This window comes from Kribbella sp. NPDC004138 (genome assembly GCF_053603655.1).
Genome location: NZ_JBSGFZ010000002.1, coordinates 190,850 through 215,901, shown reverse-complemented (window position 1 = coordinate 215,901; position 25,052 = coordinate 190,850). Strand labels below are relative to the sequence as shown.

At 70.2% G+C, this 25,052-nt stretch carries 24 protein-coding genes; 11 read left to right on the top strand and 13 right to left on the bottom strand.

All coding sequences use genetic code 11. The features are described from left to right. Positions 1 to 63: 63 nt before the first annotated feature. From ACWEOO_RS03115 to ACWEOO_RS03105, 3 genes are read right to left on the bottom strand one after another with little or no spacing between them, the layout of a single operon-like run. Positions 64 to 969 (bottom strand): hypothetical protein, encoded by a 906-nt coding sequence (locus ACWEOO_RS03115; protein ID WP_452141537.1) that lies wholly within the window; start codon positions 967 to 969, stop codon positions 64 to 66. Then, complete coding sequence (locus tag ACWEOO_RS03110) at positions 966 to 1,562, bottom strand: RNA polymerase sigma factor (RefSeq protein ID WP_359938770.1); 597 nt, start codon at positions 1,560 to 1,562, stop codon at positions 966 to 968. Before ACWEOO_RS03110 ends, ACWEOO_RS03115 begins: the two co-directional genes overlap by 4 nt. A gap of 31 nt (positions 1,563 to 1,593) precedes the next feature. Further along, positions 1,594 to 2,646, bottom strand: coding sequence for a diaminopropionate ammonia-lyase (locus tag ACWEOO_RS03105; RefSeq protein ID WP_452141536.1), 1,053 nt, complete (start codon positions 2,644 to 2,646; stop codon positions 1,594 to 1,596). A 166-nt stretch (positions 2,647 to 2,812) separates the two neighbouring features. Between ACWEOO_RS03105 and ACWEOO_RS03100 the strand changes: the two genes are divergently transcribed. Next, positions 2,813 to 3,376 (top strand): helix-turn-helix domain-containing protein, encoded by a 564-nt coding sequence (locus ACWEOO_RS03100; protein ID WP_452141535.1) that lies wholly within the window; start codon positions 2,813 to 2,815, stop codon positions 3,374 to 3,376. Here ACWEOO_RS03100 and ACWEOO_RS03095 read toward each other — a convergent pair. Beyond that, on the bottom strand, positions 3,334 to 4,296 hold the full coding sequence (locus tag ACWEOO_RS03095; protein ID WP_452141534.1) for a helix-turn-helix transcriptional regulator: 963 nt from the start codon (positions 4,294 to 4,296) through the stop codon (positions 3,334 to 3,336). The two genes, ACWEOO_RS03100 and ACWEOO_RS03095, sit on opposite strands and share 43 nt — an antisense overlap. Positions 4,297 to 4,380: 84 nt before the next feature. Next, on the bottom strand, positions 4,381 to 5,343 hold the full coding sequence (locus tag ACWEOO_RS03090; RefSeq protein ID WP_452141533.1) for a glycoside hydrolase family 6 protein: 963 nt from the start codon (positions 5,341 to 5,343) through the stop codon (positions 4,381 to 4,383). A 226-nt stretch (positions 5,344 to 5,569) separates the two neighbouring features. Between ACWEOO_RS03090 and ACWEOO_RS03085 the strand changes: the two genes are divergently transcribed. Further along, entirely contained in the window at positions 5,570 to 6,439 is an 870-nt protein-coding gene (locus tag ACWEOO_RS03085) for an NAD(P)H-binding protein (protein ID WP_452141532.1), read from the top strand. Here ACWEOO_RS03085 and ACWEOO_RS03080 read toward each other — a convergent pair. From ACWEOO_RS03080 to ACWEOO_RS03070, 3 genes are all read right to left on the bottom strand, one after another. Next, complete coding sequence (locus ACWEOO_RS03080; RefSeq protein ID WP_355697600.1) at positions 6,432 to 6,881, bottom strand: MarR family transcriptional regulator; 450 nt, start codon at positions 6,879 to 6,881, stop codon at positions 6,432 to 6,434. The genes ACWEOO_RS03085 and ACWEOO_RS03080 overlap by 8 nt on opposite strands. Before the next feature lie 48 nt (positions 6,882 to 6,929). Then, complete coding sequence (locus tag ACWEOO_RS03075) at positions 6,930 to 8,726, bottom strand: bifunctional metallophosphatase/5'-nucleotidase (protein WP_452141531.1); 1,797 nt, start codon at positions 8,724 to 8,726, stop codon at positions 6,930 to 6,932. A 123-nt stretch (positions 8,727 to 8,849) separates the two neighbouring features. Then, the gene (locus ACWEOO_RS03070) at positions 8,850 to 10,001 is read right to left on the bottom strand and encodes an ROK family transcriptional regulator (RefSeq protein WP_359938793.1); all 1,152 of its coding nucleotides are present in this window, start codon (positions 9,999 to 10,001) and stop codon (positions 8,850 to 8,852) included. Positions 10,002 to 10,147: 146 nt separating this feature from the next. Here ACWEOO_RS03070 and ACWEOO_RS03065 point away from each other — a divergent pair, with 146 nt between their 5' ends. The 4 genes from ACWEOO_RS03065 (at position 10,148) to ACWEOO_RS03050 (ending at position 17,538) form a co-directional block, all read left to right on the top strand. After that, positions 10,148 to 13,537, top strand: coding sequence for a beta-N-acetylglucosaminidase domain-containing protein (locus ACWEOO_RS03065; protein ID WP_452141530.1), 3,390 nt, complete (start codon positions 10,148 to 10,150; stop codon positions 13,535 to 13,537). A gap of 150 nt (positions 13,538 to 13,687) precedes the next feature. Next, positions 13,688 to 14,923 carry a chitosanase gene (locus ACWEOO_RS03060; protein ID WP_452141529.1) on the top strand — a complete coding sequence of 412 codons (1,236 nt, stop codon included), beginning with the start codon at positions 13,688 to 13,690 and terminating at the stop codon, positions 14,921 to 14,923. Positions 14,924 to 14,977: 54 nt separating this feature from the next. After that, the gene (locus ACWEOO_RS03055) at positions 14,978 to 15,682 is read left to right on the top strand and encodes a 4'-phosphopantetheinyl transferase family protein (RefSeq protein WP_452141528.1); all 705 of its coding nucleotides are present in this window, start codon (positions 14,978 to 14,980) and stop codon (positions 15,680 to 15,682) included. Positions 15,683 to 15,750: 68 nt separating this feature from the next. Continuing rightward, complete coding sequence (locus ACWEOO_RS03050) at positions 15,751 to 17,538, top strand: thiamine pyrophosphate-requiring protein (RefSeq protein WP_452141527.1); 1,788 nt, start codon at positions 15,751 to 15,753, stop codon at positions 17,536 to 17,538. 4 nt (positions 17,539 to 17,542) lie between these two features. Here the strand turns inward: ACWEOO_RS03050 and ACWEOO_RS03045 are convergent, their stop codons facing one another. After that, the gene (locus ACWEOO_RS03045; protein ID WP_359938807.1) at positions 17,543 to 17,899 is read right to left on the bottom strand and encodes an SRPBCC family protein; all 357 of its coding nucleotides are present in this window, start codon (positions 17,897 to 17,899) and stop codon (positions 17,543 to 17,545) included. A 280-nt stretch (positions 17,900 to 18,179) separates the two neighbouring features. On the opposite strand from ACWEOO_RS03045, the gene ACWEOO_RS03040 reads away from it, so the two are divergent. Together ACWEOO_RS03040 and ACWEOO_RS03035 are read left to right on the top strand one after the other, a co-directional pair. Further along, entirely contained in the window at positions 18,180 to 19,805 is a 1,626-nt protein-coding gene (locus tag ACWEOO_RS03040) for an alpha-amylase family protein (RefSeq protein WP_452141526.1), read from the top strand. A 2-nt stretch (positions 19,806 to 19,807) separates the two neighbouring features. Next, positions 19,808 to 20,824 carry a DNA topoisomerase IB gene (locus ACWEOO_RS03035; RefSeq protein ID WP_452141525.1) on the top strand — a complete coding sequence of 339 codons (1,017 nt, stop codon included), beginning with the start codon at positions 19,808 to 19,810 and terminating at the stop codon, positions 20,822 to 20,824. A gap of 13 nt (positions 20,825 to 20,837) precedes the next feature. Here the strand turns inward: ACWEOO_RS03035 and ACWEOO_RS03030 are convergent, their stop codons facing one another. After that, a complete protein-coding gene (locus ACWEOO_RS03030) occupies positions 20,838 to 21,851 on the bottom strand; it encodes a Ppx/GppA phosphatase family protein (protein ID WP_452141524.1) in 1,014 nt (337 codons plus the stop codon). A gap of 82 nt (positions 21,852 to 21,933) precedes the next feature. On the opposite strand from ACWEOO_RS03030, the gene ACWEOO_RS03025 reads away from it, so the two are divergent. After that, positions 21,934 to 22,374, top strand: a complete 441-nt coding sequence (locus ACWEOO_RS03025) for an SRPBCC family protein (protein ID WP_359938825.1) — start codon at positions 21,934 to 21,936, stop codon at positions 22,372 to 22,374. A gap of 246 nt (positions 22,375 to 22,620) precedes the next feature. Here ACWEOO_RS03025 and ACWEOO_RS03020 read toward each other — a convergent pair whose 3' ends face one another. Next, entirely contained in the window at positions 22,621 to 22,800 is a 180-nt protein-coding gene (locus tag ACWEOO_RS03020) for a hypothetical protein (protein WP_452141523.1), read from the bottom strand. A gap of 125 nt (positions 22,801 to 22,925) precedes the next feature. On the opposite strand from ACWEOO_RS03020, the gene ACWEOO_RS03015 reads away from it, so the two are divergent. Next, the gene (locus tag ACWEOO_RS03015; protein WP_452141706.1) at positions 22,926 to 23,654 is read left to right on the top strand and encodes an endonuclease/exonuclease/phosphatase family protein; all 729 of its coding nucleotides are present in this window, start codon (positions 22,926 to 22,928) and stop codon (positions 23,652 to 23,654) included. 8 nt (positions 23,655 to 23,662) lie between these two features. On the opposite strand, the gene ACWEOO_RS03010 is transcribed toward ACWEOO_RS03015, so the two are convergent. Further along, complete coding sequence (locus tag ACWEOO_RS03010) at positions 23,663 to 23,821, bottom strand: hypothetical protein (protein ID WP_452141522.1); 159 nt, start codon at positions 23,819 to 23,821, stop codon at positions 23,663 to 23,665. Between the two features lie 115 nt (positions 23,822 to 23,936). Here ACWEOO_RS03010 and ACWEOO_RS03005 point away from each other — a divergent pair, with 115 nt between their 5' ends. Continuing rightward, positions 23,937 to 24,260, top strand: a complete 324-nt coding sequence (locus ACWEOO_RS03005) for a plasmid stabilization protein (protein ID WP_452141521.1) — start codon at positions 23,937 to 23,939, stop codon at positions 24,258 to 24,260. Here the strand turns inward: ACWEOO_RS03005 and ACWEOO_RS03000 are convergent. Continuing rightward, positions 24,257 to 25,036 (bottom strand): sigma-70 family RNA polymerase sigma factor, encoded by a 780-nt coding sequence (locus ACWEOO_RS03000; protein WP_452141520.1) that lies wholly within the window; start codon positions 25,034 to 25,036, stop codon positions 24,257 to 24,259. The two genes, ACWEOO_RS03005 and ACWEOO_RS03000, sit on opposite strands and share 4 nt — an antisense overlap. Positions 25,037 to 25,052 lie beyond the last annotated feature (16 nt).

Here is a 25,052-nt window from a genome sequence, read left to right as displayed (position 1 = left end):
CGCCCTCGGCAAGAGGAATCTGATCAAATCTGCAGAAAACGGACCAACTACGATCACCGATGGTCAGGACGGCCAGCGGTACTCGACACACTCCGACTTGACCGGCGGACTCGGAGTGAACGTGTGCCGACCGTTCGGCAGGGTGACATTCACGTACGGACAGGTGACCGGAGCGGCCGCGGGGTTCGGGCCGCTGTCGGTGAAGAGCAGGGCACCCGCGGCGTCGTACCCGCGAATCACGAAGTCCCCGCGGCCGGGGTCGTCGGCGTCGTACGGGCCCCAGTCGGTGCGGCCGACAGTCGGCGCGAACCAGAACCCGTCCTGCAGGAGAGCCTCGATCGGCTGCTGCCCCTTCGGCTGCACGGTGACGCGGGCGACCGTCTTCGTGTACACGCCCGCGTTGCGAGCGATCCGCATCCCGGGTGCGCCGCTCAGGATGGCGCCCGGTGAGAACCGGATGCTGGGCTCACTGATCACACCGCCGGCCGTGCGACTGCACAGCCAGTACGCGGGATGGCTCCTCTCGGGCATCGGATGCCGGGCGATCGTCGGATACGTCTGGAGGCCGGAGCCGATCAGCCAGGTGCTGACGACGTCCGGATCCTTCACGTCGGTGAACTCGAAGGCCTTCACCACCTTGTAGTCCGTGAACGGATGCGGGAGGGACTTGCTCGTGATCCGGTTCGCCTCGGCCAGGCACTGGGTACGCAGCGCGTCGGTCTCGGAGGCCGTCAACGCCCTGACGGCGTGCGGCCCGCCCGCGGGCGGCGCGGCCTCGGTGCGGAACGCCCGGACGCCGAGCGCGAGGCCGGCCACCACCGCGAGCACCGCCGCGGCCGCGAGCGCCGGGGCCAGGATCCGCCGGCGTGGGGGCTCGGACTCGATCGCCGCGAGCAGGTCGGCGCGCATCCGCTCGTGCGTCCCGGGTGGCAGCGGCCGGTCGGGCCGGCGGGTGAGCAACTCGTTCATGACAGGTTCTCCAAGGACTCCGACGGTACGGCGACACTGAGATCGCGAAGGCGCTTGCGGGCCCGGGCCAGCCGGGACTTCACGGTGCCGAGCGGTACGTCGAGTGCGACGGCCGCGGATTGTGCGTCGAGGCCGCTCCAGAAGCACAGCTCGACGATCTCCTGCTCGTGCCGTGGCAACGTCCGCAGCAGCTCCCGCAACCGCTGTGCGTCCCGCTCGTCGTCGATCCGGGCAGCCACCCGGTCGGCGTGATCCGGCTCGTCCGTCGCCGGTACCTGCCGGTTGAGGTTGAGCCACCGGAACCGTTGCCGGCGCCGCTCGTTGCGCACCACGAAGTCCGCAGTCCGCAACAACCACGGCAACGCCGAGTCGTGCACCAGCACGACCTCGCTGCGCCGCCGCCACGCGTGCAGGAACACCAGCGAGGTCAGGTCCTCGGCATCACTCCACGACCCGATCCGCCGGAACACGAAGTTGTACACGGCCGTGGCATGCCGATCGAACAGGACGCCGAACACCTCCGGCTCCCCGCCCGCACCCCGCCGCCACAACTCCTCGTCGCCCACCGCCACCTCCGGATCGTCCGCATTCACCCGGTATGTGTCCCGGCCCGGGAGCCGAGGTTCATCGTTCGGTGTTGACGAGAACGACGGCGGTGGACGGGCGCAGGTCGGTTGCCTGGAGGGCGGCGAGAGTGGCGGCGCCGCAGGGGCCGGTGTGGACGTGGTGGGAGTGCAGGAGGGCCTGGGCCGCGCGGGTTTCGGCGTCGGTGACGGCGACGGCGGCGTCGACGCCGTTCCGGATGGCGGGCCAGGCGATGGTGGAGACGGTTCCGCAGTTGAGGCCGGCCATGATCGTCGGGGCGGACGTGTCGACGGTGACCGGGTGCCCGGCGGCGAGGGACTCGGTGACGCAGGCGGCGGTGACCGGTTCGGCGGCGAGGATCGACGTACGGCGGCACGGGGTCCGGTAGTGCTCGATGGCGGATTGGAGCAGCGAGCCGACGCCGGCCGGGACCACGACGAGCCCGATGCCGGCCGGATGCTGTTCGTCGATCTCCGCGAAGAGCGTCGAGTACCCGGCGACGATCGATCGCGGCACGTCCTCGTAGCCGGGCCAGGCGGTGTCCTGGATGAGTACGTCGTCGGCGTGCACACTCGCCGCGGCAGCACGGACGGCATCGTCGTACGACAGGTCAGTGCTGACGACGTCCGCGCCCTCGTCGCGGATCGCCTGCACCGGCTCCGCCGGCAGGCCGGCCGGGATGTAGATGCGCGACCTCAGCCCGAGCAGCCGCGCGAGGTACGCGAGCGCCCGCCCGTGGTTGCCGTCCGTCGCGGTCACCAGCGTGATCCGCCGGCCCGCGACCAGCGCGGCCAGTTCCGCGAAGGTCCGCGCCGGGCCGAGCGCCCGGTTGACCGCCCACGATGCGCCGAGCACCTTGAACGCCGGCAGTCCGAACCGGTTCGACTCGTCCTTCACCCAGAGGCTCCCGACCCCGAGCGACCCGGCGAGGGCAGGCACCTCGACGAGCGGCGTCACGGTGTACCCAGGCATGCTCCGGTGGAACTCGAGCGCGGACTCCCGCACACCCGGCGCGATCCACCCCGCAGCCTCAGGGTTGGTTGCCCAGGGCCTCGGTCCGCGGAGGCCGGCCGTACGACGAGGTTCGTTCATGGTCCGAGTCTGCCGTGGGCGCGGCTGACGCCGGAATGCGAAGCCGCGCGCCGACAGGCGAAGGCCGTGCTGGCGCTCCGGATCAGGCCGTGGGTCAATCGGGCTCAGCACGCCGACGGGTCGGGGCGACACCCCTGCCCCGCCGGCAACCTGGGGGAGGGCAGTGATGGACGGACTGGCCCAGCAATATCGAGCCCGGCTGGAGGGGTTGCTCGGTGAGCCGGTGATGGTCGACGACCCGCTGATCACGACCGCGCAGGCCGCGGTCCTGCTCGGGGTAGCGCCGCAGCGAGTCGCCGGGCTGGTTCGGGCCGGGCACTTGCCGGCCCGCTCCCGGACGCACCGCCGGCTGTTGCTGTCGGACGTGGTCCGGTGTGGTCTCGACCAGTGGATGTCGGTCGCGGAAGCCGGCGCCATGCTCGGGCTCGGGCAGACCGGCGTACGACGGCTGATCACGGCCGGACTGCTGGCCGCACACGGCAGGGAGCTGCCGCTGCGGCGCAACGACGTCGAGGTGCTGGCGGTGCTGCGCCGGGGCTGGCTGACGTTGTCGACGGCGGCGAGTGCGCTCGGGACGGAGGTCGACGACGTTCAGCAGATGCTGCGCGCTCGTCGCCTCACACACACGTGCGACGTGGCCCGGCCGGTGTACCGGCACGAGATCGCCACCATGCTGACCGCGCGCCGTCAGCTGCTCTCGCGCAGCGTCGTCCCGGGGGACCGCCCGTAGGTTTCCCGGTAGTGGCGGGTGAACCACCCCGTCGACGTGAATCCCCAGCGGAGCGCGATCCCGGCGACCGTCTCGCCGGGCCCCGCGTCCTGGAGCTCGCGATGCGCGCGCTCCAGCCGCACCCGGCGCAGGTACTCGCGGGGCGTGCAGCCGAGGTGCCGGCGGAAGGCGTACTGCAGCGCGCGGGCACCGGTTCCAGCGGCCGACGCGACGTCCTCGATCGTGATCGGCCGGTCGGCGTTGGCGTCCACGAACGCGACCGCGCGGCGCAGAGTCGCCGTACCGACCGCTCCTGGGGACGCCACGTGCGTCAGCTGCATCGTGGCGTTCGGGAAGGCCGCGAGCATCGACGAGGCGACGTACTCGACCAGCTGGCCCGCGACCAACGGATGCTCGGCGACCGACGGTGCCGCGGCCAGGGTCCGCCGGACGAAGCCGGTGAGGACCTGCCAATGGGTGTTCATCGCCCGCGACACCGGCCGGCCGCCGACCGGCCAGAGGTCCTTCGGTACGACGTCGAAGTGGCGTGCTGCGGCGCGGGCGACGTCCTGCTGCCCGATGCGGATCACGACCCCCTCCAGCGGCTGTGACCGGAACTGCGTCCCGTCCTTGACCGAGTAGAGGAAGCTGTCGCCCGCGACTAGCGTGTGGTCGTCGATCCCCAGCCGGCCCTTCACGAGGCAGATCGCGGTGAGGTCCCGCCACGGGTCGGTGACCGCGTCGAACCGCATCTGCATCCGGCACCGGTCAGCGCCGACGCCCGCGCACTCCGCCGTGCTCAGCGCAAGTGATCCGCTGTCCGGATTCCTCCCGACCAAGCGTGTCCGGTTCGGGTAGATCTGGTTCAGCAACTGCATCGTCGCGTCGAGCCCGCTGCTGCGGACACTGTCCCGCCGCACTTCCACGGACCCAGGCGTCATCACGCATTCATACACCTGCGATTACGAGACGTGACAGCCTCAGAGCGTGTCTGCGGGCTGACCGAAGGTAGTCGACTCCTCCCGCTAGTTTCCGTTGATCAGGTGTACGGCGAGGTCGGGGCTGAACGTGCCGGCCGGGATGCCGGCGCCGATCCCGCAGTCGCCGTCGGAGTCGCCGGGGACCTTGATCCACAACAGCATCTCGGCTCCGCCGCCGGTCTGGGCGGTGACGCCGAGCTTGCGGCCGGGCGGGTTGCACCAGTCGCTGCCCGCGCCGTTGCCGTTCCGGCTGGTGTCGACGACGAACGGCTTCGCCGCCGACAGGTGGCTGTTGACCGCGTTGCCGTAGCTCACCGTCTGGGCGGTGCTGTAGTAGTTCGAGACGTTGAGCGCGAAGCCGTGCGCGTTCGCCAGGCCCGCGCCGTTCAGCCGCTGCGCCATCACGTCGGCGGCCACCCACCCGGCGTTGCCGCCGTCCAGGTACGCCCACGCGTTCGGGGCCAGATCCTTGAACTGCTGTACGGCGTAGCTCAGCATGCCGTTGCGCTCGGAGATCTGGTCCGCATTCATGCAGTTGAAGTCACCGAGCGCATCGGGCTCGATCACGACCACCGCCGGGCGGTTGCCGATGGCAACGGCGAAGTCGTGGATCCAGGTGCGGTACGCCGCCGGTGTGCCGGCGCCGCCGCCCGAGTGGCCGCCGCACGCGTCCCGGCCGGGGATGTTGTACGCGACCAGCACGGGCAGCTTGTCGGCGGCGTCCGCGGCCCCGACGAAGCTCCCGACCGCGGTGCCGATCGGGTTGCTCCAGTTGCCGAACCAGCGCGCCATCGGCTTGGACGCGATCGAGTTCTGGATCGCGGTCCGGCGGCTGTCGCCGGAGTTGTTGCGGACCCAGACGGCCGGGTTCGAGTTCGGGTCGACGTAGAAGCCGCTGGTCAGTTGGACGGGGTTGCCGGTGGTGGCGGCGCCGGCGCCCTGGTGGGCCGGGACGACCGCGGCGAGGGCGAGGCCGGCCGCGACCAGGCCTCTGAGGATCCATCGCATGTGCTGCTCCTGTCTCGAGATGGGGGCGGGTACTCCGGGAGCGCTTCCAGTTTTCGTGCCGTTCCCGATCGTGTCGGACCAGCCGCCGGCCGTCAACAGTCTGTGTCTGGTCACCGAAAACTGCACGCAACCTCAGTTCCCGCCTCCGAGAGCGCTCCCAATCCTGAAGAGTAGTTTGAGTCCCAGATAATATGAATCTCAAACTACCAACGCAGAGGAGCGGAGCATGAAGATCGTGGTGACCGGCGCGACCGGTCTGGTGGGCAGGCTGCTGGTCGGCCTGCTGAGGGAGCGCGAGGTCGAGATCCGCGCGGTCGCGCGGCCGTCGGCGACCTGGCCCACAGGGGTTGCGGGATTCACCGCAGACCTCGCCGAACCGGCAAAGCTGCAGCCGGTGCTGGACGGAGCCGACGCACTGTTCGTGCATCCGCGTGCCGTGGGTGACAACGCCGGCAAGCTCCTCGCGCTGGCCGGTGAGACAGGCGTACGACGCGCCGTGGTGCTGTCGGCGATCAACGTCGACGACGACCCGGCGTACCAGCCCTCGCGGCTGAACGGCGACCGCAACAAGGAAGTCGAGGAGGCCGTCGTCGTGAGCGGCCTGCCGTGGGTCGCCGTACGGTCGAGTTCGTTCGCGACCAACGTCATCGGCATGTTGGGCGCGCAGATCCGCGGCGGCGACGTCGTCCGGGCGCCGTACGGCGACTTCGCGGAGGCGCTGATCCACGAGGCCGACCTGGCCGAGGTGATCGTCGAGGCGCTGACGAACTCGGACCTCGACGGCCGCCGGCTCCGCGTGACCGGGCCGCAGTCGCTGACGCACGAGCAACAGGTCGCCGTGCTCGCGGAGGTGCTCGGCCGGTCGCTCGTGTTCCAGGAAGTTCCGGCGCAGGCCGCGGTGCGGGGAATGGTCGCGAACGGTCTGCGCGAGGAGTTCGTGACCGCGTTGATGAACCGGTACGAGCGCGGCGCCGGGCAACCGGCCGAGGTCACCGACGAGGTGCGGCGCGTCCTCGGCCGTCCGGCCCGGACCTTCGCGCAGTGGGTCGCCGACCACGCCGCTGTCTTCGGCAGTGTCTTCGGAGGTGTCAGGTAGCCGCGAGCTTCGCGGTGGACGTCTCGCCGGCTTCCGCGCAGCGGCGCAGGAAGCCGGCGATCAGGTCGAGCTCGTCCTCGGAGTACCCGGCGCAGATCCGGTCGACCGCGCTGTTCATCCCGCGGTACAGCTGGTAGACCTCGGCCGCGCGGTCCTTCACGACGCTGACTGTCACCCGCCGGCGGTCGGCCTGGTCACGGTCGCGGACGATCCAGCCGCCGCGCTCGAGCCGGTCCAGGATGCCGGTCATCGTGGCCGGGTGAATCCCGGAGCGCCGGGCCAGGACGCTCGGGGTGAGCGCCCCGTCCCGGGCGAGGACGTCCAGGCAGTCCAGCTCGGCGTCCTTCAGCGACAGCTGGTAGCCGACGTGATGGTTCAGAAGCGCGAGCTGGACCCGCAGGTCCCGCAACGCGGTCCGGATCTCGGCACTGCGCTTCGGCATACTTCCGCTCTCGTATCATCCGAGTTTCAGATCATCTCGGACAGCAGCCTAGCTCACCGGGACCGCGCGGCCGAGCGGTGCGGGCGTGAGCACCGGGTGGGCGCGAAGGTAGGAGATGAAGCCTTCGTGGTCGCGGTCGTTGCGGACCGGGTCGGTGAAGCCCTTGAAGACCGTGGTCCCGTCGCCGCCGATCAGCGTGTAGGCCAAGGCTGCGACCCGGTAGTCGCGGTTCAGGTCGAGCGGCGTCCCGTCGATCAGCACGGTGGCGGGGTCGACGCGCTGACCGATCGGCTTGCTCTTGTCGTAGCTGTAGCTGACGTTGTGCGACACCGCGAACGGCGCGAACTTCTCGGTCCCGTCGGCCTGCGGCACCCACTGGGCCTCGAAGGCGGCGTGCAACTGGGTGCCCGGCAGTGTCACGGTCAGGATCGGGTTGCCGTACCCGAAGGCGCCCCATGCCTCGCCGAACAGCACCGTGCCGTCCTCGTCGGACGCATTGGTGCCCTTGGTGAACAGCAGGTCGCCGGTCACCGCGTTCGATCCGGAGACCGGCTTGACCGAGATCAGGGCCAGGTCGGCGCGGCCGTCGCGGTGCTGGTTCGCGTCCCAGTAGGCGAAGTCCGCGGCCAGGTTGCCCATCGTGCTCTCGCCCGACGTGTTCGGCGTCCGGGTGAAGTCGGCAGTGACCCGGGCCAGCGGTGTCGCGTACCGCTTCTTGCCCTGGGCGGTCCAGTAGTCGGCGATGTACTGCAGCTCCTCGTCGAGCGGTACGTCGCGGGAGTTCGCGTGGTTCGTCGAGCGGGTGAGCTCGCGGATCACCTCGCCGGTGCGCGGGTCCAGCTTGAGGTTGATCTCGTTGATCAGCGACCCGTGGTTGCCGGCCTCGACGACCGGCCGCGGTACGCCGTTCGGGTCCGGGACCATCATGTTGAACCGGCAGTGCCAGTGCCCGGTGACGATCGCGCAGATGTCCGGCGACGCGTTCGCGGCGAGCTGGAACACCGGCCCCGACGGGTTCGTGCCCGCGTTGTAGTCGTTGCCGGCGACGCCGCCGTCGTGGATGTTGATGACGATCGCGTTGACCCCGCGCTTCTTCAGCTGGGCGGCCAGCTTGTTCGCCTGCTCGAGGTCGGACAGTGACCGCAGCCCGGGCTGGTACGACGTGGAGCCGACCTCGCTGCCCACCAGGGTCAGGTGGATGAACGCGATCGGCAGCTTCCGGCCGTGCCCCGCGTCGACCCACTCGATGTTGTACGGCGGCACGATCGTCTTGCCGGTGTCCGCATGCACGATGTTCGCGGTGTAGAAGCGGAAGTTCGCGCCCTGGAAGCGCTGCCCGGTCGAGTCGACGAAGTTGTCGTCGCGCCCGCTGACCGGGTACGGCTTGCCGCGCTCCATGTGGTCGACGAGGAACTCGACCGAGTGGTCGAGCTCGTGGTTGCCGACCGTGCTGAACTGCAGGCCCATCGCGTTCAGCGCCTCGATGGTCGGCTCGTTGGCGTGCGCGTCGACCTCGAACGGCCAGCCGTTGAAGTTGTCGCCGGAGGAGAAGAAGATCGAGTTCGGTTGGCCCTCGCGGAGTCGCTTCAGGTGCGTCGCCAGGTACCCGGCGCCGCCGACGGTGACCGGGACGCCGCCGGCGCCGGTGATCACACTGCCCTGGCTGGGCGTCGTCGGCTGCAGGTAGCCGTGGAAGTCGGTGATGTTCAGCAGTTGCACGTCGACGTACTCCGAGGTGTCGTCGAGCGCGTGCGGCGTGGCGTAGGCGACGTCACCGACCGCGGTGGCGGTGGCGATCGCGCCGGTGGCGGTGAGGAACGTCCGGCGGCGGATCCGACTGTTCACGGCAAACCTGCTTCCTGGCGGGAGGGTGCGCGTTAGTGCGCAATTATCGCCTGTTTGCGACATTATTAGCTGCCGGACCGGACATGCGTCAACGGCCCGATGAACAATCGGCCAACGTGCTCGTCAGATGCTGCGCGCGGACAACCGGGGGAGCGGGCCGCGGCCGGCAGTCAGCAGCCGGGCGTCGATCGCGTCCTGCGCGAGGCTGGCGGCGCCGAGCGCGACGCACAGCGCGCCGAGCGACGACGCGTGCAGCTCGGGGACCCGTGGACAGATCCGCTCGAGCTCGGCGGTGAGCGGCTCCATGAGGACGTCGGCCGCCTGCGAGAACGCCCCACCGAGTACGAGCAGCCGCGGGTCGACGATCGCGATCGCCGTCGCGGCGGCCACCGCCATCGCGCGGGCGTACTTCCGGACGGCCGCCCGCGCGGCGCTGTTCCCGTCGCGGGCGGCGGCGAACGCGCGCTCCGCCTTGTCCACCGTGGGAACCTCCGCCGGTACGACGGTGTGCAGGTGCTCGAGCGCGGCCTCCCAGGCGACGCCGCGCAGCGCGGACATGTCGGCCGCTGCGCCGTACGCGCCGCGTCGCAGCTGCCCGTCGAGCACCAGCGCCAATCCGGTACGGCGTCCTGCGTGCAGGAACACCATGTCCGACGCGTGCTGCGCGCCTCCGCGACGCAGCTCGGCCAGCGCCGCGAGCTGGCTGTCGTTGTCGACGACAACGAGTTGCGCCGGGAAGTGGCCGGCGAGGTCGGTGCCGGCCCAGTCCGGGATCGCGTTGGCCCGGACGACGGTGCCGGCCGGGTCCACCAGGCCGGTGGTGCCGACGCCGACCGCCCACACCCGCGAGACCGGTACGCCGGCTTCGCGCGCGCAGTCGGCGATCACCTGGTCGGCCGCGGCCAAGCGCTTCTTCCGCGGTGTCTGCGGCGTGACGGAGCGCCGTACGTCCGCGAGCATCCGTCCGTCGAGATCGGTCAGCACCGCACGGATCGAGAACGCGCCGATGTCGAGGCCGGCGACGTACCCGGCCTCCGCGCGGAACCGGTAGCTGCGCGCCGGCCGGCCACGACCGCGGATCGCCGGACTCTCCTCGACCAGCCACCGCCGCGCCACGAGGCTCGCCAGCACCTCTTCGACCGCGGTCCGGCCGAGCCCGCTGCGCTCCACGATCTGAGCGACCCGCAACTCCCCGGCACCCCGCACCGACGCCAGCACCGCCCGCTCGTTCAACTGCCGCAGGCGAGACTGGTCGCCACCGTCCGAGGGCCCCATGATCGAGCCAGCTTAGACCGAGCTCACCCTCGTCTTCGGAGCCTTCCCCGCTCCGGCACAACATTGCCTGAAGGTGATTAGGTTGAACCCTTGACGAGCAGTTCTGCGCACTGGCTAACTAGAGGCCCGCCTGTCCGAGGAGACTCATGCGCCTGCTCCGGTCTGCCGTCAGTGTGTTCGCTCTGGTTGTCCCGCTCGTGCTCGTGCCGCAGTCGGCTGGTGCCGCCCCGGCCGCGGTTCCTGTGGTTTCTCCGCAGCCGCAACAGGTCGTGCCGCGCGCCGACGGGTTTCCGATCACTCCGGTGGTCGGTCTGGTCCGCACCGCGCGGACCGATGCCGATGCCGAGCGCGTCGTCCGCCAGGCCCTGAGCCGGGCCGGTGTGACGACTGTCCGGACCACGGACGGCGCCGATCCGCGGACGCCGGTCACGATCTGGCTGGGCCGGGACGCGTCGGTGCTCAGCGCCCTGCGCGTGCCGGACAGCACCGGACTGCCGGTCGAGGGGTATGTGCTCGCGGCCGGCCGCGACGCGAACGACCGCGGGCATGTCGTGCTCGACGGCGTCGACGGTGACGGCACGTACTACGCCGCCCAGTCCCTCGCACAGCTGATCCAGGCCCGTCCCGGCGCCGACTGGATGCCCGGCGTGGCGATCCGGGACTGGCCGACGATGCGCTACCGCGGCGCGATCGAAGGCTTCTACGGCACGCCCTGGTCGCACGCGGACCGGCTGGACGAGCTCAGCTACCTCGGTGCGCATCGCATGAACACCTACGAGTACGCACCGAAGGACGACCCGTACCACCGGGAACAGTGGCGCGACCCGTACCCGGCGGACAAGCTCGCGCAGCTCGCCGAGCTCGTCGCCCGCGCGCGGCAGAACAAGGTCGACTTCACCTTCGCGCTCTCGCCGGGCCTGTCGATCTGCTACACCTCGGACGCCGACTTCCAGGCGCTGATCGCGAAGTTCCAGGCGCTGTACGACGTGGGCGCGAGGTCGTTCAACGTGCCGCTCGACGACATCGACTACAACACCTGGCACTGCGACGCGGACAAGGCGAAGTACGGCACCGGGGGCGGCGCCGCGGGCCGGGCGCAGAGCGAGCTGCTGAACCGGGTGCAGCGCGAATGGGTGGAGACCAAGCCGGACGTCGCGCCGTTGCAGATGGTCCCGACCGAGTACTACAACGTCAGTGAAACGCCGTACAAGAAGGCGTTGCGGGAACAGCTCGACACCGACGTCGTCGTGCACTGGACCGGCATCGGCGTGGTGCCGCGGACGATCACGGCGGCGCAGGCGGCCCAGGCGAAGGCGGTGTTCGGCCACGACATCCTGATCTGGGACAACTACCCCGTCAACGACTACGCCGCCGGGCGGCTGCTGCTGGCGCCCTACAGCGGCCGGGAGCCGGCCATCGCCGATCACGTCGCGGGCGTCATCTCGAATCCGATGAACCAGGCCGCGGTGAGCAAGATCGCGCTGTACTCGTTCGCCGAGCTCGGCTGGAACCCGGCGACGTACGACGAGCAGGCGTCGCATCGCCGCGCCCTGGCCGAGCGCGCGGACGACGACCCGGCGACGATCGCCGCGCTGCAGGTATTCGCCGACCTCAACACGTACGACGGCACGCTGCACCCGGAGAGTGCGCCGGTGTTCGGTGCCGCGGTCGAGCAGTTCTGGCAGCTGTGGCGGTCCGGGCAGCGGGCCCAGGCGATCGCCGCACTCCGGCCGAAGGTGGACGCCGTCGTCGCGGCTCCGGCCAGGATCCGGTCCGGTGTCGCCGACCCGGCGTTCGCCGCCGAGGCCGAATCGTGGCTGAAGGCAACGGAACTGTGGGGACAGGCGATGCAGCGCGCACTCGGTCTGCTCGCGGCGCTGGACGCCGGCGACGGGGCGGCGGCGTGGACAGCGCGGCAGCAGATGAGCGGTCTCGTCAGCGAGGCCAAGGCGATCCGCGACAGCCGCCTCCCGCACAGCGGCACCTATCCGCGGATCGGCGAGCGGGTGGTCGACGAGCTGATCGCCGAGACCGGCCGGGTCCACGACCGCTGGCTCGGCGTGCAGCCCGGCCGGACGGCGACCACGAACCTGGGCACGTACCAGGACAACGTGCCGGCCCGGATGGTCGACGGAGACCCCAACACGTTCTTCTGGAGCAGCGGCGCCCCGGCCCCGGGCTCCGAGATCCGCGTCGACCTGGGCGCGCCCGCGACGATCGGCGCGATCGCGCTCCTGATGGGCAAGTCGTCGAGCCCCAACGACTACATCCACTCGGGAGCGTTGGAGTACTCGCTCGACGGCACGCGGTGGACGGAGTTGACCCGCGCGACGACGGCCGAAGTACGAACTACGGCCCCGGCCGGGACAACGGCACGCTACGTTCGCTACCGCTCGTTGTCGGCGAGCGACTTCTGGCTGGTAGTGCGCGAGTTCTCGGTCGAGACGATCGGTGGACGGCAGACGACGCTGACCGCCGCTGGTACGCCGGCCCCGGCGCCGGGCTCGTCGTACCGGTCCGCGGTGGACGGGAATCTGGAGACCGCGTACGTGCCGGTCGCGGCGCCCGCGGCCGGTGATGCGCTGACCGTCGGCCTGTCGGCTCCCCGGGAACTGGCGGGTCTCACCGTTCTCCAGCGGTCGTCGGCCGTCGGGTCCGCGGACGTCGAGGTCCAGGTCGGCGGCGCCTGGCAGAAGGTCGGTTCCGTCGCGTCGGCGTACGCCGAGGTGCCAGTGAACGACCTGACAGCCGAGGCGGTGCGCCTGGTCTGGAAGAGCGGTACGCCGGCCGTGGCCGAAATCGTGCCGCTGTGGGCGGACACTCCGCTCGCCGCGGTGCAGGTCGACGAGCACCGGGCCGACGTGATCCGCGGCGAGGTGTCGAGCTTGGCGGTGGACATCTCGGCCGGTCGCGGCGTCGATGTGAGCGGCACCCTCGCCGTCGCCGCGCCGGCCGGCTGGACCGTCGACCCGGCCAGTACGGCGATCGCGGTCAAGCGCGGCTTCACCCGGTCCGTGACAGTGAAGCTGACGCCGCCCGCGGACGCAGCCCTTGCCGACGTGGACATCCCGGTGCGGTTCACCGTCGGTACGACCACCTTCGAGGCTGTCCTGCGCGTCGCGGTGCGGCCGCGCACCAGCAGCGTCAACGTGGCGCTGCATCGCCCGGTCGTTGCCTCAAGCATCGAGCCTGGTACGTCGTTCACCGCGGACCTCGCCGTCGACGGCGACGCCGCCACGCGCTGGGCGTCCGGCTACGACGACGCCTCGTGGTTCCAGGTCGACCTCGGGACGACGACGCGGCTCGGCAAGCTCGTGCTGCGCTGGGAGGCGGCGTACGGCACGGCGTACCGGATCCAGGTCTCGGACGACGCGAGCACGTGGACGACCGCGGCCGAGGTGACCGACGGCGACGGCGGAACCGACACGGTCTGGCTCGACGCGAGCGCCCGCTACGTCCGGCTCCAGGGCGTCGACCGGGCCACGCAGTACGGCTACTCGCTGTACGAGTTCGAGGCGTACGCGGCGGATTTGTAGTTTTTGGTGACGATTTCGTCGTAAAGTGCTGTTCTTCCTCTTGCGGGAGGGCTGGTCGGCGCGCTATCAATGCACGATTAGGAAACTTTCCTAACAGTTTGAGCGCACCTCCCTGACTGGGCTCAGCCCACCCGGAAGAAGGAGAAGAGCATGCGTCAACGCGCGGTGAAGTGGTTCTCGAGATGGTCCGCGGCACTGATACTGGCCGCCGTGCCGGCCACCGTGTTCCTCGGTGCCGGTCACGCGGCCGAGGCGGCGGATCTGGACGACCCGGTGAAGAAGGAGATCGCCCAGCAGATCGTGTCCTCGGCGGAGAACTCGTCGCTGAACTGGCGGGACCAGTTCGGCTACATCGAGGACATCGACGACGGCCGCGGTTACACGGCCGGCATCATCGGCTTCTGCTCGGGAACGCACGACATGCTCGAGCTCGTCGAGTACTACACCGATCAGGTTCCGGACAACCCGCTCGCCGAGTATCTGCCCGCGCTCCGGGAGGTCGACGGCAGCGACTCGCACGAGGGCCTCGATCCCGGCTTCACCGGCGCCTGGAAGGAGGCGGCCGCGACGCCGCAGTTCCAGGCCGCGCAGGAACACGAGCGCGACCGGGTCTACTTCGACCCGGCGGTCGCGCAGGCGAAGGGCGACGGGCTGCGGACCCTCGGCCAGTTCGCCTACTACGACGCGATCGTCATGCACGGCGAGGAAGGCCTGCAGAGCATCCGCGCCGACGCCAGGGCGCATGCCGACACCCCGGCCGACGGCGGCGGCGAGGTCGAGTACCTGAACGCGTTCCTCGACGCCCGCGTCGTGGAGATGAAGAAGGAGGCCGCGCACGAGGACACCAGCCGGGTCGACACGGCGCAGCGGGTCTTCCTCGACAACGGCAACCTCGACCTGAACACGCCGCTGAGCTGGGCGGTGTACGGTGAGCCGTTCCGGATCGACTCCGATCCCGACCCCGGCACCGATCCGGAGCCGACCGACACGCTGATCTCGAAGAGCCGGCCGGCGACGGCGTCGTCCGTCGAGGACTCGACCCTGACCGCGGGCCGTGCCGTGGACGGCAACACGTCCACCCGGTGGGCTAGCGCCGAGGGATCCGATCCGCAGTGGATCCGAGTCGACCTCGGTGCCGGTGCCACGGTGTCGAAGGTGCGGCTCAGCTGGGAGGCGGCGTACGCGAAGGCCTACCGGGTCGAGATCTCCGCCGACGGTTCCACCTGGACGAGGCTGGCCACCGAGACCGCGGGGAACGGCGGCACGGACGAGTGGGCGAACCTGGCCGGCCAGGGCCGGTACCTGCGCGTGTACGGGACCGCCCGCGGCACGTCGTACGGCTACTCGCTGTGGGAGCTCGAGGTGTTCGGCAAGAGCGGCGGATGACGAGGGATCTGCAGGAGCCCGGCACCGGCACCTGGCCTCGCTACAGTGAGGCGCATGAGTACGGCGACCGTCCGCGTGTGGTGGGTGCGGCTGTCGCAGGTGGACGACGCGCTCGACGCGGCAACGGCTCGCCTGCTCGCCGGTGAGGAGCGGACGCGCGCCGCCGAGTACCGGCTGTCGGACGATCGGCTCCGCTTCCAGATCGGTGTGGCCGTCACGCGGTCGGTCCTGGCGGCCGACATGGGTTGTCGCCCGGACGAGATCCAGCTCGACCGGACGTGTCCTGACTGTGGACGGCCGCACGGCAAGGTTCGGGTGGCGGGGCCGTGGCCCGGTCGGCAGGTGTCGGTCTCGCACTCGGGCGATCTCATCGGGGTTGCCGTGGGCACCGTGGCGCCCCTCGGACTGGACGTCGAGCAGGTCCGCGCCGTCGAGGCGGCTGTGGCCCCGCTGGTGCTCACGCCGTCCGAGGAGCGTCAGGTGCGGTCGGCTGCGGATTTCATCAGGTACTGGACGCGCAAGGAAGCCGTCGTCAAGGCGACCGAGGACGGCCTGCGGCAACCCCTCAACCTCATCACCGTGACCGCCCCGGCCGAACCTCCCCGCGTCGTCGCCTGGACCGGCCGCGACCAGATCACCGCCACCATCCAGCTGCACGACCTCGCTACCCGCACCGACCACCTGGCGTCCTTGGCCGTCCTCAGCCGCGACGAACTCACGATCACCGAGCATGACGCACGGTCACTCCTCCTGAGCTGAAAGCCGTTTGCCCGCAAGTGGCCCGGGTACCGGCGGGCGGATGCGGACGTGCCGTCAGGAGGAGTGACATGAGCACGACAGTGGGCGACTACGTACTCCAGCGACTGCGGGACTGGGGTGTCGAGCAGGTCTTCGGGTACGCCGGGGACGGCATCAACGGGCTGCTCTCGGCGTGGCAGAAGGCGGAGGACCAACCGCGGTTCATCCAGGCCCGGCACGAGGAGATGGCCGCGTTCGAGGCGGTCGGATACGCCAAGTTCACCGGCCGGGTGGGCGTGTGTACGGCGACCAGCGGCCCGGGCGCGATCCACCTGCTGAACGGGTTGTACGACGCGAAGCTCGACCACGTCCCTGTGGTGGCGATCGTGGGCCAGACGGCACGCAGCGCGATGGGCGGCAGCTACCAGCAGGAGGTCGACCTGCACACGCTGTTCAAGGACGTCGCGGCCGAGTACTGCGAGACCGTGATGGTCGCCGAGCAGTTGCCGAACGTCCTCGACCGGGCGATCCGGATCGCGACGGCGCGCCGTACGGTGACCGCGCTGATCATCCCGTCGGACTTGCAGGAGCTCGAGTACACGGCGCCGTCGCACGCGTTCAAGATGGTTCCGTCGAGCATGGACCTGAGCTGGTCGGCATCCGTCCCGGATCCGGAGCAGCTCGACCGGGCGGCGGAGATCCTGAACGCGGGCGACCGGGTGGCGATCCTGGTCGGCCAGGGCGCGCGCGGCGCGGCCGCGGAGGTGACGGAGCTCGCGGAGCTGGCCGGGGCCGGTGTCGCGAAAGCCCTGCTGGGCAAGGATGTTCTGTCCGACGAGCTGCCCTGGGTGACCGGTTCGATCGGGCTGCTCGGTACGCGGCCGTCGTACGAGCTGATGACGGACTGCGACACGTTGCTGGTGATCGGGTCGAACTTCCCGTACAGCCAGTTCCTGCCGGAGTTCGGGAAGGCGCGGGCGATCCAGATCGATCTCGATCCGACGATGATCGGGATGCGGTACCCGTTCGAGGTGAACCTGGTCGGGGACGCGGCCCGGACGCTGCGGGCGCTGATCCCGCTGGTACGGCGCAAGGAGGACCGGTCCTGGCGGTCGGGGATCGAGAGCAACGTCACGCGCTGGTGGGAGGTGATGGAGCGGCGCGCGCACACGTCGGCGGATCCGATCAACCCGGAGCTGGTGTTCCACGAGCTGTCGGCACGGCTGCCCTCCGACGCGATCCTGGCGGCCGACTCGGGGTCGGCAGCGAACTGGTACGCGCGGCACATCAAGATCCGCGGGACGATGCGCGGATCGCTGTCCGGGACGCTCGCGACCATGGGACCCGGCGTGCCGTACGTGATCGGCGCGAAGTTCGGACTGCCGGACCGGCCGTGCTACGCGCTGGTCGGCGACGGCGCGATGCAGATGAACGGGCTGAACGAGCTGATCACGATCGCGAAGTACTGGCAGGAATGGGCCGATCCGCGGCTCGTGGTCGCCGTACTGCACAACAACGACCTCAATCAGGTGACCTGGGAGCTGCGGGCAATGGGCGGATCGCCGCAGTTCCTGCCGTCCCAGGAGTTGCCGGAGTTCCCGTACGCCGGGTACGCGAAGCTGCTCGGCCTGCACGGGATCACGGCCGAGAAGCCCGAGGAGGTCGGCCCCGCCTGGGACGAGGCGTTACGGTCGGACCGGCCGTGCGTGGTCGAGTTCCGGACCGACCCCGCGGTGCCGCCGATCCCGCCGCACGCCACCTGGGACCAGATGGAGAAGGCCCTGGAGTCGATCGTCCGCGGCGACAGCGACCGGGGCGCCGTCATCAAGGAAGGGTTCAAGTCTAAGGTGCAGGAGTTCCTGCCAGGCAAGTCGTGAGCCGTCAGCCCTCGGCCACCTGTTTCAGGCGGTCGAGGGCCTCGGTCCACAGGACGTCGTAGCTGTGCAGCATGCCCCGGTGGATGCCGCCGTGGGTCAGGATCAGGTGGCTGTACCCGCCGGCCGGCACGACGTCCACGAGCACCGTGCTCGGATGGTGCGGCGGATTGTTGAAGGCCGCCTGGAGGTAGTGCGGCGGCGCGCACGTCGTCACGATTCCGGTGTGCTGGACATGCGCGCCCGTCGCGATCGTGAAGCCGCCGTGCTGGGTGTCGCTCAGCACCGTCTGCCCGAGCCAGCCGCTGAGTAGCTCCGGCCGGGTGATGAGGCTCCAGAGGCGGTCGGCGTCACACTCCACCATACGTACATATCTGAGTTGCGGCGCCCGAGCCGAACGGGGCGCCCTTCGTTCCTGCGAAATATGCGCCATGAACAACCAGTGCCCGCTCTCGCGATCACTACGCGTCCGTTTCGAGCCGGCCAGGTGTGGCAGGTGCCGGGTGGGCAGACGGTCGAGTACGCCGGGATACCGCCGGACGGCACCGTCGTCATCGATGCCGTCGGGATGGAGGCGCATGGTGAGGTCTTGCTGAACGCGTGACCGGGGCGTTCAGGGGGTGGTGGACGGGTACCGGCGGGGTATGCGACTCGACGGGCGGGTGATCTATCAGCTGGATCCGGCGACGTTCTTCGACGCCGACGGGGACGGCGTGGGTGATCTCGAGGGGATCGTCCGGAAACTCGACCATGTGCGGGCCGTCGGGGCGGACACGATCTGGGTGCAGCCGTTCTACGTGTCGCCGTACCTCGATGCCGGGTACGACATCGTGGATCACTGCGGCGTTTCCTCGCGGTTCGGCACCATGGCGGACTTCGAGCAGCTCGTCGAGCGGTGTCACGAGCTCGATCTGCGGGTGCTTGTCGAGCTGGTCATGCAGCACACCTCGGTGCGGCACCCGTGGTTCCGGGCGGCGCGGGACGACCCCAATTCGCCGTACCGCGACTACTACGTGTGGGCAGCGGAGCCGCGCGACGATCCCGTCGTCCTGGAGCCTGTCTTTGCGGGTGTCGAGGATTCGATCTGGGCGTACGACGAGCATGCCGGGATGTACTACCGGCACGCGTTCTACCGGCACCAGGCCGATCTGGACGTCGGCCGCCCGGCTGTGCGCGAAGAGATCGCCCGGATCATCCGTTTCTGGCTGGATCGCGGTGTCGACGGGTTCCGGGTCGATGCGGTGCCGTACATGGTCCGCCAGGCGGCGTTGACCGACGAGCGTGACGACGGCTACTGGTTCCTGACCGAGCTCGCCGACGCGGCCGGTGGTGCGCCGCTGATGGGTGAGGTGGACGCCCCGCCGGAGGAGTACGACGACTACTTCGGCGACGCGAGCCGCCTGCACGCCGTACTCGACTTCTGGACGAACAACCTGCTGTTCCTCGCGCTCGCCCGCGGCGACGCCGAGCCGCTGGTCCGCGCGTTGCGCGCGCAACCGAAGCCGCCGGACGGGTGCACGTACGTCAACTGGCTGCGGAACCACGACGAGCTGGACCTGGACCGGCTGTCGCCGTCCGAGCGCGACGAGGTGATGGCCGCGTTCGCGCCGGCCGCGGAGATGCGCGTGTTCGGGCGCGGGATCCGCCGCCGGCTCGCTCCGATGCTCGGCGACGTCCGCCGGACCGTGCTGGCGCACGCGATCGTCCAGTCGTTGCCGGGGGCACCGGTCATCCGGTACGGCGAGGAGATCGGGATGGGCGAGGACCTCTCCCTACCGGACCGGGCGGCGGTGCGGACGCCGATGCAATGGTCGGCGGACCCGAACGGTGGCTTCAGCAAGGCGCCACCCGACACGGTCCGTCCCGCGGCCGTCCACCGCGGGCCGTACGGGTACTCCCGGGTCAACGTCGCCGACCAGGAACTCCGGCCCGACTCGCAGCTGAGCAAGGTGGCCCAGCTGGCCCGCACCCGGCGAGACCTCGGCGACTGCCCGTCGGACCGCTGCGAAGCACTGTCGCTGCGGCAACGCTCGGTTTTCGGGGTCGTGCACCACCGCCCCGGCGACCCGGTCCTGATGCTCGCGAACCTGTCGCCCGACGATCTCCAGGTCGACATCCCGTACGCCGCACGCTCCGATCTGCTCGCCGACGGTGAGTACGAGCCCGCCTCCGGCACGACAGTCCGACTCACGGGCCGCGGCTACCGCTGGCTACGCGTCCACGATGACCGCCGGGGCGGCGCCACCCTGCAAGAGCCGGCCCAGGATTGATCGTGCGGTTGCGGCGTAGTCGTCCGGACGGAGCGGGGTTCAGTCGGCGGCGGCGGGGGCGGGGGTTCAGTTATCTGGACGAGGACGGCAACGTCATCGACGACACCGACGTGGTGGAACGGATCCGGACGCTGGCGATCCCGCCGGCCTGGGAGGACGTGTGGATCTGCCCTTTTCCGAACGGGCACATCCAGGCCGTCGGGACCGACGAGGCCGGGCGGCGGCAGTACCTCTACCACGACGACTGGCGGACGGCACAGGACGCGGACAAACACGACAGGGTCCGGCAGTTGGCGCGCAAGCTGCCGGCCTTTCGTGAGTCTGTGGACAAGGATCTCGGCGCGAAGGGCCTGCAGCGGCAGCGGGTGCTGGCGGTCGCGTTGCGCATGCTCGACTACGGCGTTTTCCGGACGGGCAACACCGAGTACGCCGAGGAGTACGGCAGCCGGGGCGCGGCGACGCTGCTGCGCGACGACGTCAAGGTCAGCCGCGGGAAGCTGGTGTTCGACTTCCGCGCGAAGGGCGGGCAGCGGCGGACGCTCGAGCTCGACGACGACAACCTGGTCGCGGCGGTGCGATCGCTGAAACGCGCCCGGCACGGTGCGAAGCGGCTGCTGGTCTATCGCGAGGACGGCGAGTACCACGAGATCGACGCCGGGATGATCAACGACCGGTTCCGTGAACTGGTCGGCGAGGACTTCACCGTGAAGGACCTGCGGACCTGGACCGCGACCGTGCACGCCGCGGTCGATCTGGCCGAGGCCGACCCGCCCGCGACGAAGAAGGCGCTGAACGCGGCGGTGAAGGACATGCTCGAGGAAGTGTCCGAGCACCTCGGCAACACACCGGCCGTGGCGCGAGCGTCGTACGTCGATCCACGCGTCGTCGAGCAGTACGAACACGGCCGTACGATCGCCGGCACCGTGGACCGCGTCGGCGACGACCTCTCCGACGAGGAGATCCGGGTCAAGCTGGAACGCGCGGTGAACAAGGTCCTCGACCAGGACCGCCGCGGTTAGGCCCTGTCTGGCGTCAGCGATTGATGGTGGTCACCACGGCGGGGACCGGGGCGAGGGCGGTCGCGGGCTGCAGGGACTCGACCGTCGAGGGATGCTCCTGGTCCGTGACGGTCTCGAGGTGGTGCAGCAGGATGCCTTCGCGCAGCGCCCAGGGTGAGACCACGAGGTTCTCGATGTCGAGGGTGCTCATCGTCGCGTTCGCGACCAGGGCGCCTGCCAGGCTTTGCCGGGCGCGGTACTGCGAGATGCCGCGCAGATCGGCTCGGTCCGCGCTGGACATGGCCGCCAGCCGCGGCAGCCAGCGGCGTACGTCCTTACGGGCCAGCGAACGGCGCACGAACGGCCCGCGCCGCTGCGGCGGAGCACCGGCCAGCCGGGCCAACTGCTTGAAGGTCTTCGAACTGCCGATGACCTGCTTCGGATCGCCCTCCCACAGCAAGCGGTCGGAGACCTGGCGCAGGGTGGTGCGTACGTGGTGGCGCAGCTCGTGGAGCTGGTCGGCGCTCGGCGGGTCGTCCGGCAGGAACGTCCGGGTGAGGCGGCCGGCGCCCAGCGGCAGCGAGACCGCGACGTCGGGCTGGGCGTCGCGGCCGAGGGCGATCTCCATCGAGCCGCCGCCGATGTCCAGCACCAGCAGCCGTCCCGCCGACCAGCCGTACCACCGGCGAACCGCCAGGTAGGTCAACCGCGCTTCGTCCTCGCCGCTCAGGAACCGCGGGTGGATGCCGGTCTCCGTGCTGAGCCGGGCCGCGATGTCGCCGGCGTTCGTGGCGTCGCGGATCGCGGAGGTGGCGAACGCGTAGAGCCGGTCGACCTGAAGGTCACGGGCGACGGTCGCCGCCGTCCGGACACCGTCGATCACCCTGTCGATACCGTCCTCCGCGATGGTGCCGTCCGGCTGCAGCGCCTCGCCGAGCAGGATGCGCTGCTTGAAGGCATGGGTGGGGAGCGGGGGCGCGCCCGGTACCGCCTCCGTCACCTGGAGTTGCGCGGTGGTCGATCCGATGTCCAGTACGCCGATTTTCATGGCGCTCAGGTTCCCTCCGGCAGGGCCTCTCACTCCTGGTTGCACAGCGTGGCGACGTGTCGGACGGGGTACCGGGTGCAGCGTGAGTGAGAACGAGTGCTTGATCGACGCGAGCGTCGACGACGTGTTCGCGATCCTGACCGACGGATGGTCGTACGCCGCGTGGGTGGTCGGCGCGTCCCGGATCCGGGACGTCGATGCACCGTGGCCCGAAGCCGGTGGGCGGATCCACCACTCGGTGGGCGCCTGGCCGCTGGTGATCGACGACACGACGACGGCCTTGGAGTACGAGCCGTCGCGGCGGCTGAAACTGCAGGTCCGGGTGTGGCCGGCGGGTCGCGGTGAGGTCGAGTTCCGCGCCACCGAGACCCCGACGGGCTGTCGGGTCGTGATGACCGAGCAGGCGACCAGCGGACCGATCTCGCTGCTGCCGACGGCCGTCGCGAACCTGGCGCTGCACCCGCGGAACACAGAGACCCTGAACCGCCTGAAACTCCTGGCCGAGAAGCGATCAGAAGCCTGACCGAGCGCCGACTCCGCCGGCGACGTGCGCGGCTACGACGAGTACTCGCCGTTGCGGGGTCAGCTGTTCCGCTGAGCCGATGGCAAACCTAGACAGGCACCGGTATGCGGACGGTTTCGGGCGGTTCCGTTCGAGGTGTCCGCAGGGTGGGAGACTGACTGCGAGGGCGGTCGACTTCGCACGCCGGTTGAGCACACACCCCCCGCACGCTCCCAGCATTTGCGCGAGGCCGGCCGCCTGGGGGTGTCAGCCGTCGCCGGACTCGGGCGAGACCCGCGGGCCGGCCGCCTGCCGCTTGTCGGTCTCCAGCTCCCGGTGCGGCACCGGGCAGACCGGGTGCCGGCGTACCGGCCCGCCCCCGAGCCGACGGAACTTCCACTGGTGCTCGTCGTAGTCGTAATAGGTGTCAACGCCACCGACAGTCATAGCCCCTCCCAAGGTTCTACTCCCACCCGGTTCCCGGGCGGCACGGCTGCGCAAACCGCTGCGTGGCGGCCGGATCCGCGGGTACCGGAGCGGGAGGACGAAAGGGTGAGACAGTCGTGAGGTTCATGACGTGGAACGTCTGGGGACGGTTCGGCGACCGATGGTTGCGCCGCCAGCGGGCGATCGCGGAGACGGTACGGACGCAACGACCGGATTTCGTTGCACTGCAGGAAACCTGGCGTGCCGACGGTCGTTCTCAGACCCACCAGCTGGGCTTCGAGCTGGGCATGTCGCCGGCCTTCGCGCCGTCCCGGATGCCGCCGGACCCGGACCCTGACGTCCATCTCGGACTGGGCATCCTGAGTCGCTTCCCGTTGCGGGAGGTCGAGCAGCACAACTTGTCGGAGGGCACCGTCGCGTTGCGGGCGGAGATCCGCCTGGGCGCGCAGAGCCTGCACTTCGTCACGAGCTGCCTGGACTGGGAGGAGAACCACGAACGGGAGCGTCTGGCACAGGCCGAGGCGCTGGCCGCGTTGGTGTCCGAGCTCAGCGCGGGCGGTGATGAAGTGATCGTGGCCGGAGACCTGAACGCGCCGCCCGACCGACCCGAGCTCAAGCCGTTGCTGGCTGTGCTCGACGACTGCTGGAAGCCGAACGGGTACGACGGTGCGACGTACAGCTCCCGCAACCCGTACCTCGGGCACGGGGAATGGCTCGAGGACCACCGCATCGACTACATCCTCGCCAACGACGGCCTGACCGCCCGCAGAACCCACCTCACCGGCTTCGACGAGGACCACGGCCGCCCGCCGTCCGACCACTACGCGGTCGTCACCGACGTACCGCTGCGCTGAGCCTCGGGTCAGGAATCGCGGGGGAGTTGTTCGTCCGGGTTCTCGTCGGGGTCGGGCTCGGGTTCGGGGTGCGGGTCCAGGTCGGGATCGTCGCTGGCGGGGCGGTCCGGATCGGGAAGCGGCACCACCGGCGGAACCGGGCCCTGCGGGGCGGGAACGGTACTCATGTCTGCCTCCTTGCGAGCCGACGTGGTGACGCACCGGTGCCCGCCCGTCGGCACTCCATGCCCGCTTGCCCGGCGGAGCTCCGGGTACCGGACGGGCGGAAGGAGCGTGACGAACATGCCGGCAGGATCGAATCGCAAGCGGGAACGGCAGTACGAGCACATCAAGGCGGGGCTGAAGGAGCGCGGCCGGAGCGAGGACGTCGCCGAGGAGATCGCGGCGCGCACCGTGAACAAGGAACGGGCCCGCGCCGGTGAGGCGAAGGAGAAGAGCCGGTCGTCGACCCACGACATCTCGTCCGGGCGCCGCGGCGGCCTGCGGTCGCACAGCGGGTCGAAGGGCCGCACGAAGGAACAGCTCTACAACGAGGCCAAGCAGAAGAACATCAAGGGCCGTTCCTCGATGAGCAAATCCGAGCTCGCCAAGGCGGTCGGCCGCTAGGCCGACAGCGCCAACTGGAGGCGGCCCATGATGGTCTGCAGGCGCCGGGAGACCTGCATCTGGCTGATGCCGATCTCGGCGCCGATCTCCGCCTGGGTCAGGTGGTCGACGAAACGCCTGCGCAGGATCAGCCGATCGCGCTCGGGCAGTTCGTTGACCACCGGCCACAGCGAATGGACCTGGTCGACCAGTTCGTAGGTGTTGCGCGGGTCGGCGAGCTGCCCGCCGAGGTTCCAGCTGCCCTCCGAAGCCCGCTCGGCGTCCAGTGAGGTCGGCTGGAAACAGCCCCGCGCCTGCTCGGCCGCGCGGAGTTCGGTGACGTCGACGCCGGTCGCCTCCGCGAGCTCGGCGTACGTCGGCCAGTGCCCGAGGTCGACCGCCAGCGCGGTCTGGACGCTGTTCACCCGGGCCTGGATCTCCTGCAGGCGGCGTGGGAGTCTGATCGCCCACGCGTTGTCCCGGAAGTGGTGCCGGATCCCGCCCCGGATCGTCGGCAGGGCGTACGACCGGAAGTCGGAGTCGTCGGTCGGCCGATAGTTGCGGACGGCCCTGATCAGGTGCTCGACGGCGACCTGCTCGAGATCGTCGTTGTCCACGCCGCGGCCGCGGAACCGGCGGGCCAGCGTCCGGGCCAGCGGGAGGCCGGCGACGATGGCCTCGTCGAGGAGCTCTGCGCGTCGTCGTCCGCGCGCGGCGTGTGCGGCGCGCAGCAGTTGCTCGAGCCGACGGGCTTCGGAGCGACGCGACGAAACGGTGACTGGACTACTCGTTGCCATTGCGGGTGCCCTGTCC

Excerpts from the sequence above, each read along its gene's own strand:
- ACWEOO_RS03105 (WP_452141536.1), bottom strand. The coding sequence starts at position 2,646 with ATGAACGAACCTCGTCGTACGGCCGGCCTCCGCGGACCGAGGCCCTGG.
- ACWEOO_RS03100 (WP_452141535.1), top strand. The coding sequence starts at position 2,813 with ATGGACGGACTGGCCCAGCAATATCGAGCCCGGCTGGAGGGGTTGCTC.
- ACWEOO_RS03070 (WP_359938793.1), bottom strand. The coding sequence starts at position 10,001 with ATGGGGCCCTCGGACGGTGGCGACCAGTCTCGCCTGCGGCAGTTGAAC.
- ACWEOO_RS03090 (WP_452141533.1), bottom strand. The coding sequence starts at position 5,343 with ATGCGATGGATCCTCAGAGGCCTGGTCGCGGCCGGCCTCGCCCTCGCC.
- ACWEOO_RS03080 (WP_355697600.1), bottom strand. The coding sequence starts at position 6,881 with ATGCCGAAGCGCAGTGCCGAGATCCGGACCGCGTTGCGGGACCTGCGG.
- ACWEOO_RS03005 (WP_452141521.1), top strand. The coding sequence starts at position 23,937 with ATGCCGGCAGGATCGAATCGCAAGCGGGAACGGCAGTACGAGCACATC.
- ACWEOO_RS03045 (WP_359938807.1), bottom strand. The coding sequence starts at position 17,899 with ATGGTGGAGTGTGACGCCGACCGCCTCTGGAGCCTCATCACCCGGCCG.
- ACWEOO_RS03055 (WP_452141528.1), top strand. The coding sequence starts at position 14,978 with ATGAGTACGGCGACCGTCCGCGTGTGGTGGGTGCGGCTGTCGCAGGTG.
- ACWEOO_RS03115 (WP_452141537.1), bottom strand. The coding sequence starts at position 969 with ATGAACGAGTTGCTCACCCGCCGGCCCGACCGGCCGCTGCCACCCGGG.
- ACWEOO_RS03015 (WP_452141706.1), top strand. The coding sequence starts at position 22,926 with ATGACGTGGAACGTCTGGGGACGGTTCGGCGACCGATGGTTGCGCCGC.
- ACWEOO_RS03060 (WP_452141529.1), top strand. The coding sequence starts at position 13,688 with ATGCGTCAACGCGCGGTGAAGTGGTTCTCGAGATGGTCCGCGGCACTG.
- ACWEOO_RS03040 (WP_452141526.1), top strand. The coding sequence starts at position 18,180 with ATGCGACTCGACGGGCGGGTGATCTATCAGCTGGATCCGGCGACGTTC.
- ACWEOO_RS03085 (WP_452141532.1), top strand. The coding sequence starts at position 5,570 with ATGAAGATCGTGGTGACCGGCGCGACCGGTCTGGTGGGCAGGCTGCTG.
- ACWEOO_RS03010 (WP_452141522.1), bottom strand. The coding sequence starts at position 23,821 with ATGAGTACCGTTCCCGCCCCGCAGGGCCCGGTTCCGCCGGTGGTGCCG.
- ACWEOO_RS03020 (WP_452141523.1), bottom strand. The coding sequence starts at position 22,800 with ATGACTGTCGGTGGCGTTGACACCTATTACGACTACGACGAGCACCAG.
- ACWEOO_RS03065 (WP_452141530.1), top strand. The coding sequence starts at position 10,148 with ATGCGCCTGCTCCGGTCTGCCGTCAGTGTGTTCGCTCTGGTTGTCCCG.
- ACWEOO_RS03050 (WP_452141527.1), top strand. The coding sequence starts at position 15,751 with ATGAGCACGACAGTGGGCGACTACGTACTCCAGCGACTGCGGGACTGG.
- ACWEOO_RS03000 (WP_452141520.1), bottom strand. The coding sequence starts at position 25,036 with ATGGCAACGAGTAGTCCAGTCACCGTTTCGTCGCGTCGCTCCGAAGCC.
- ACWEOO_RS03095 (WP_452141534.1), bottom strand. The coding sequence starts at position 4,296 with ATGACGCCTGGGTCCGTGGAAGTGCGGCGGGACAGTGTCCGCAGCAGC.
- ACWEOO_RS03030 (WP_452141524.1), bottom strand. The coding sequence starts at position 21,851 with ATGAAAATCGGCGTACTGGACATCGGATCGACCACCGCGCAACTCCAG.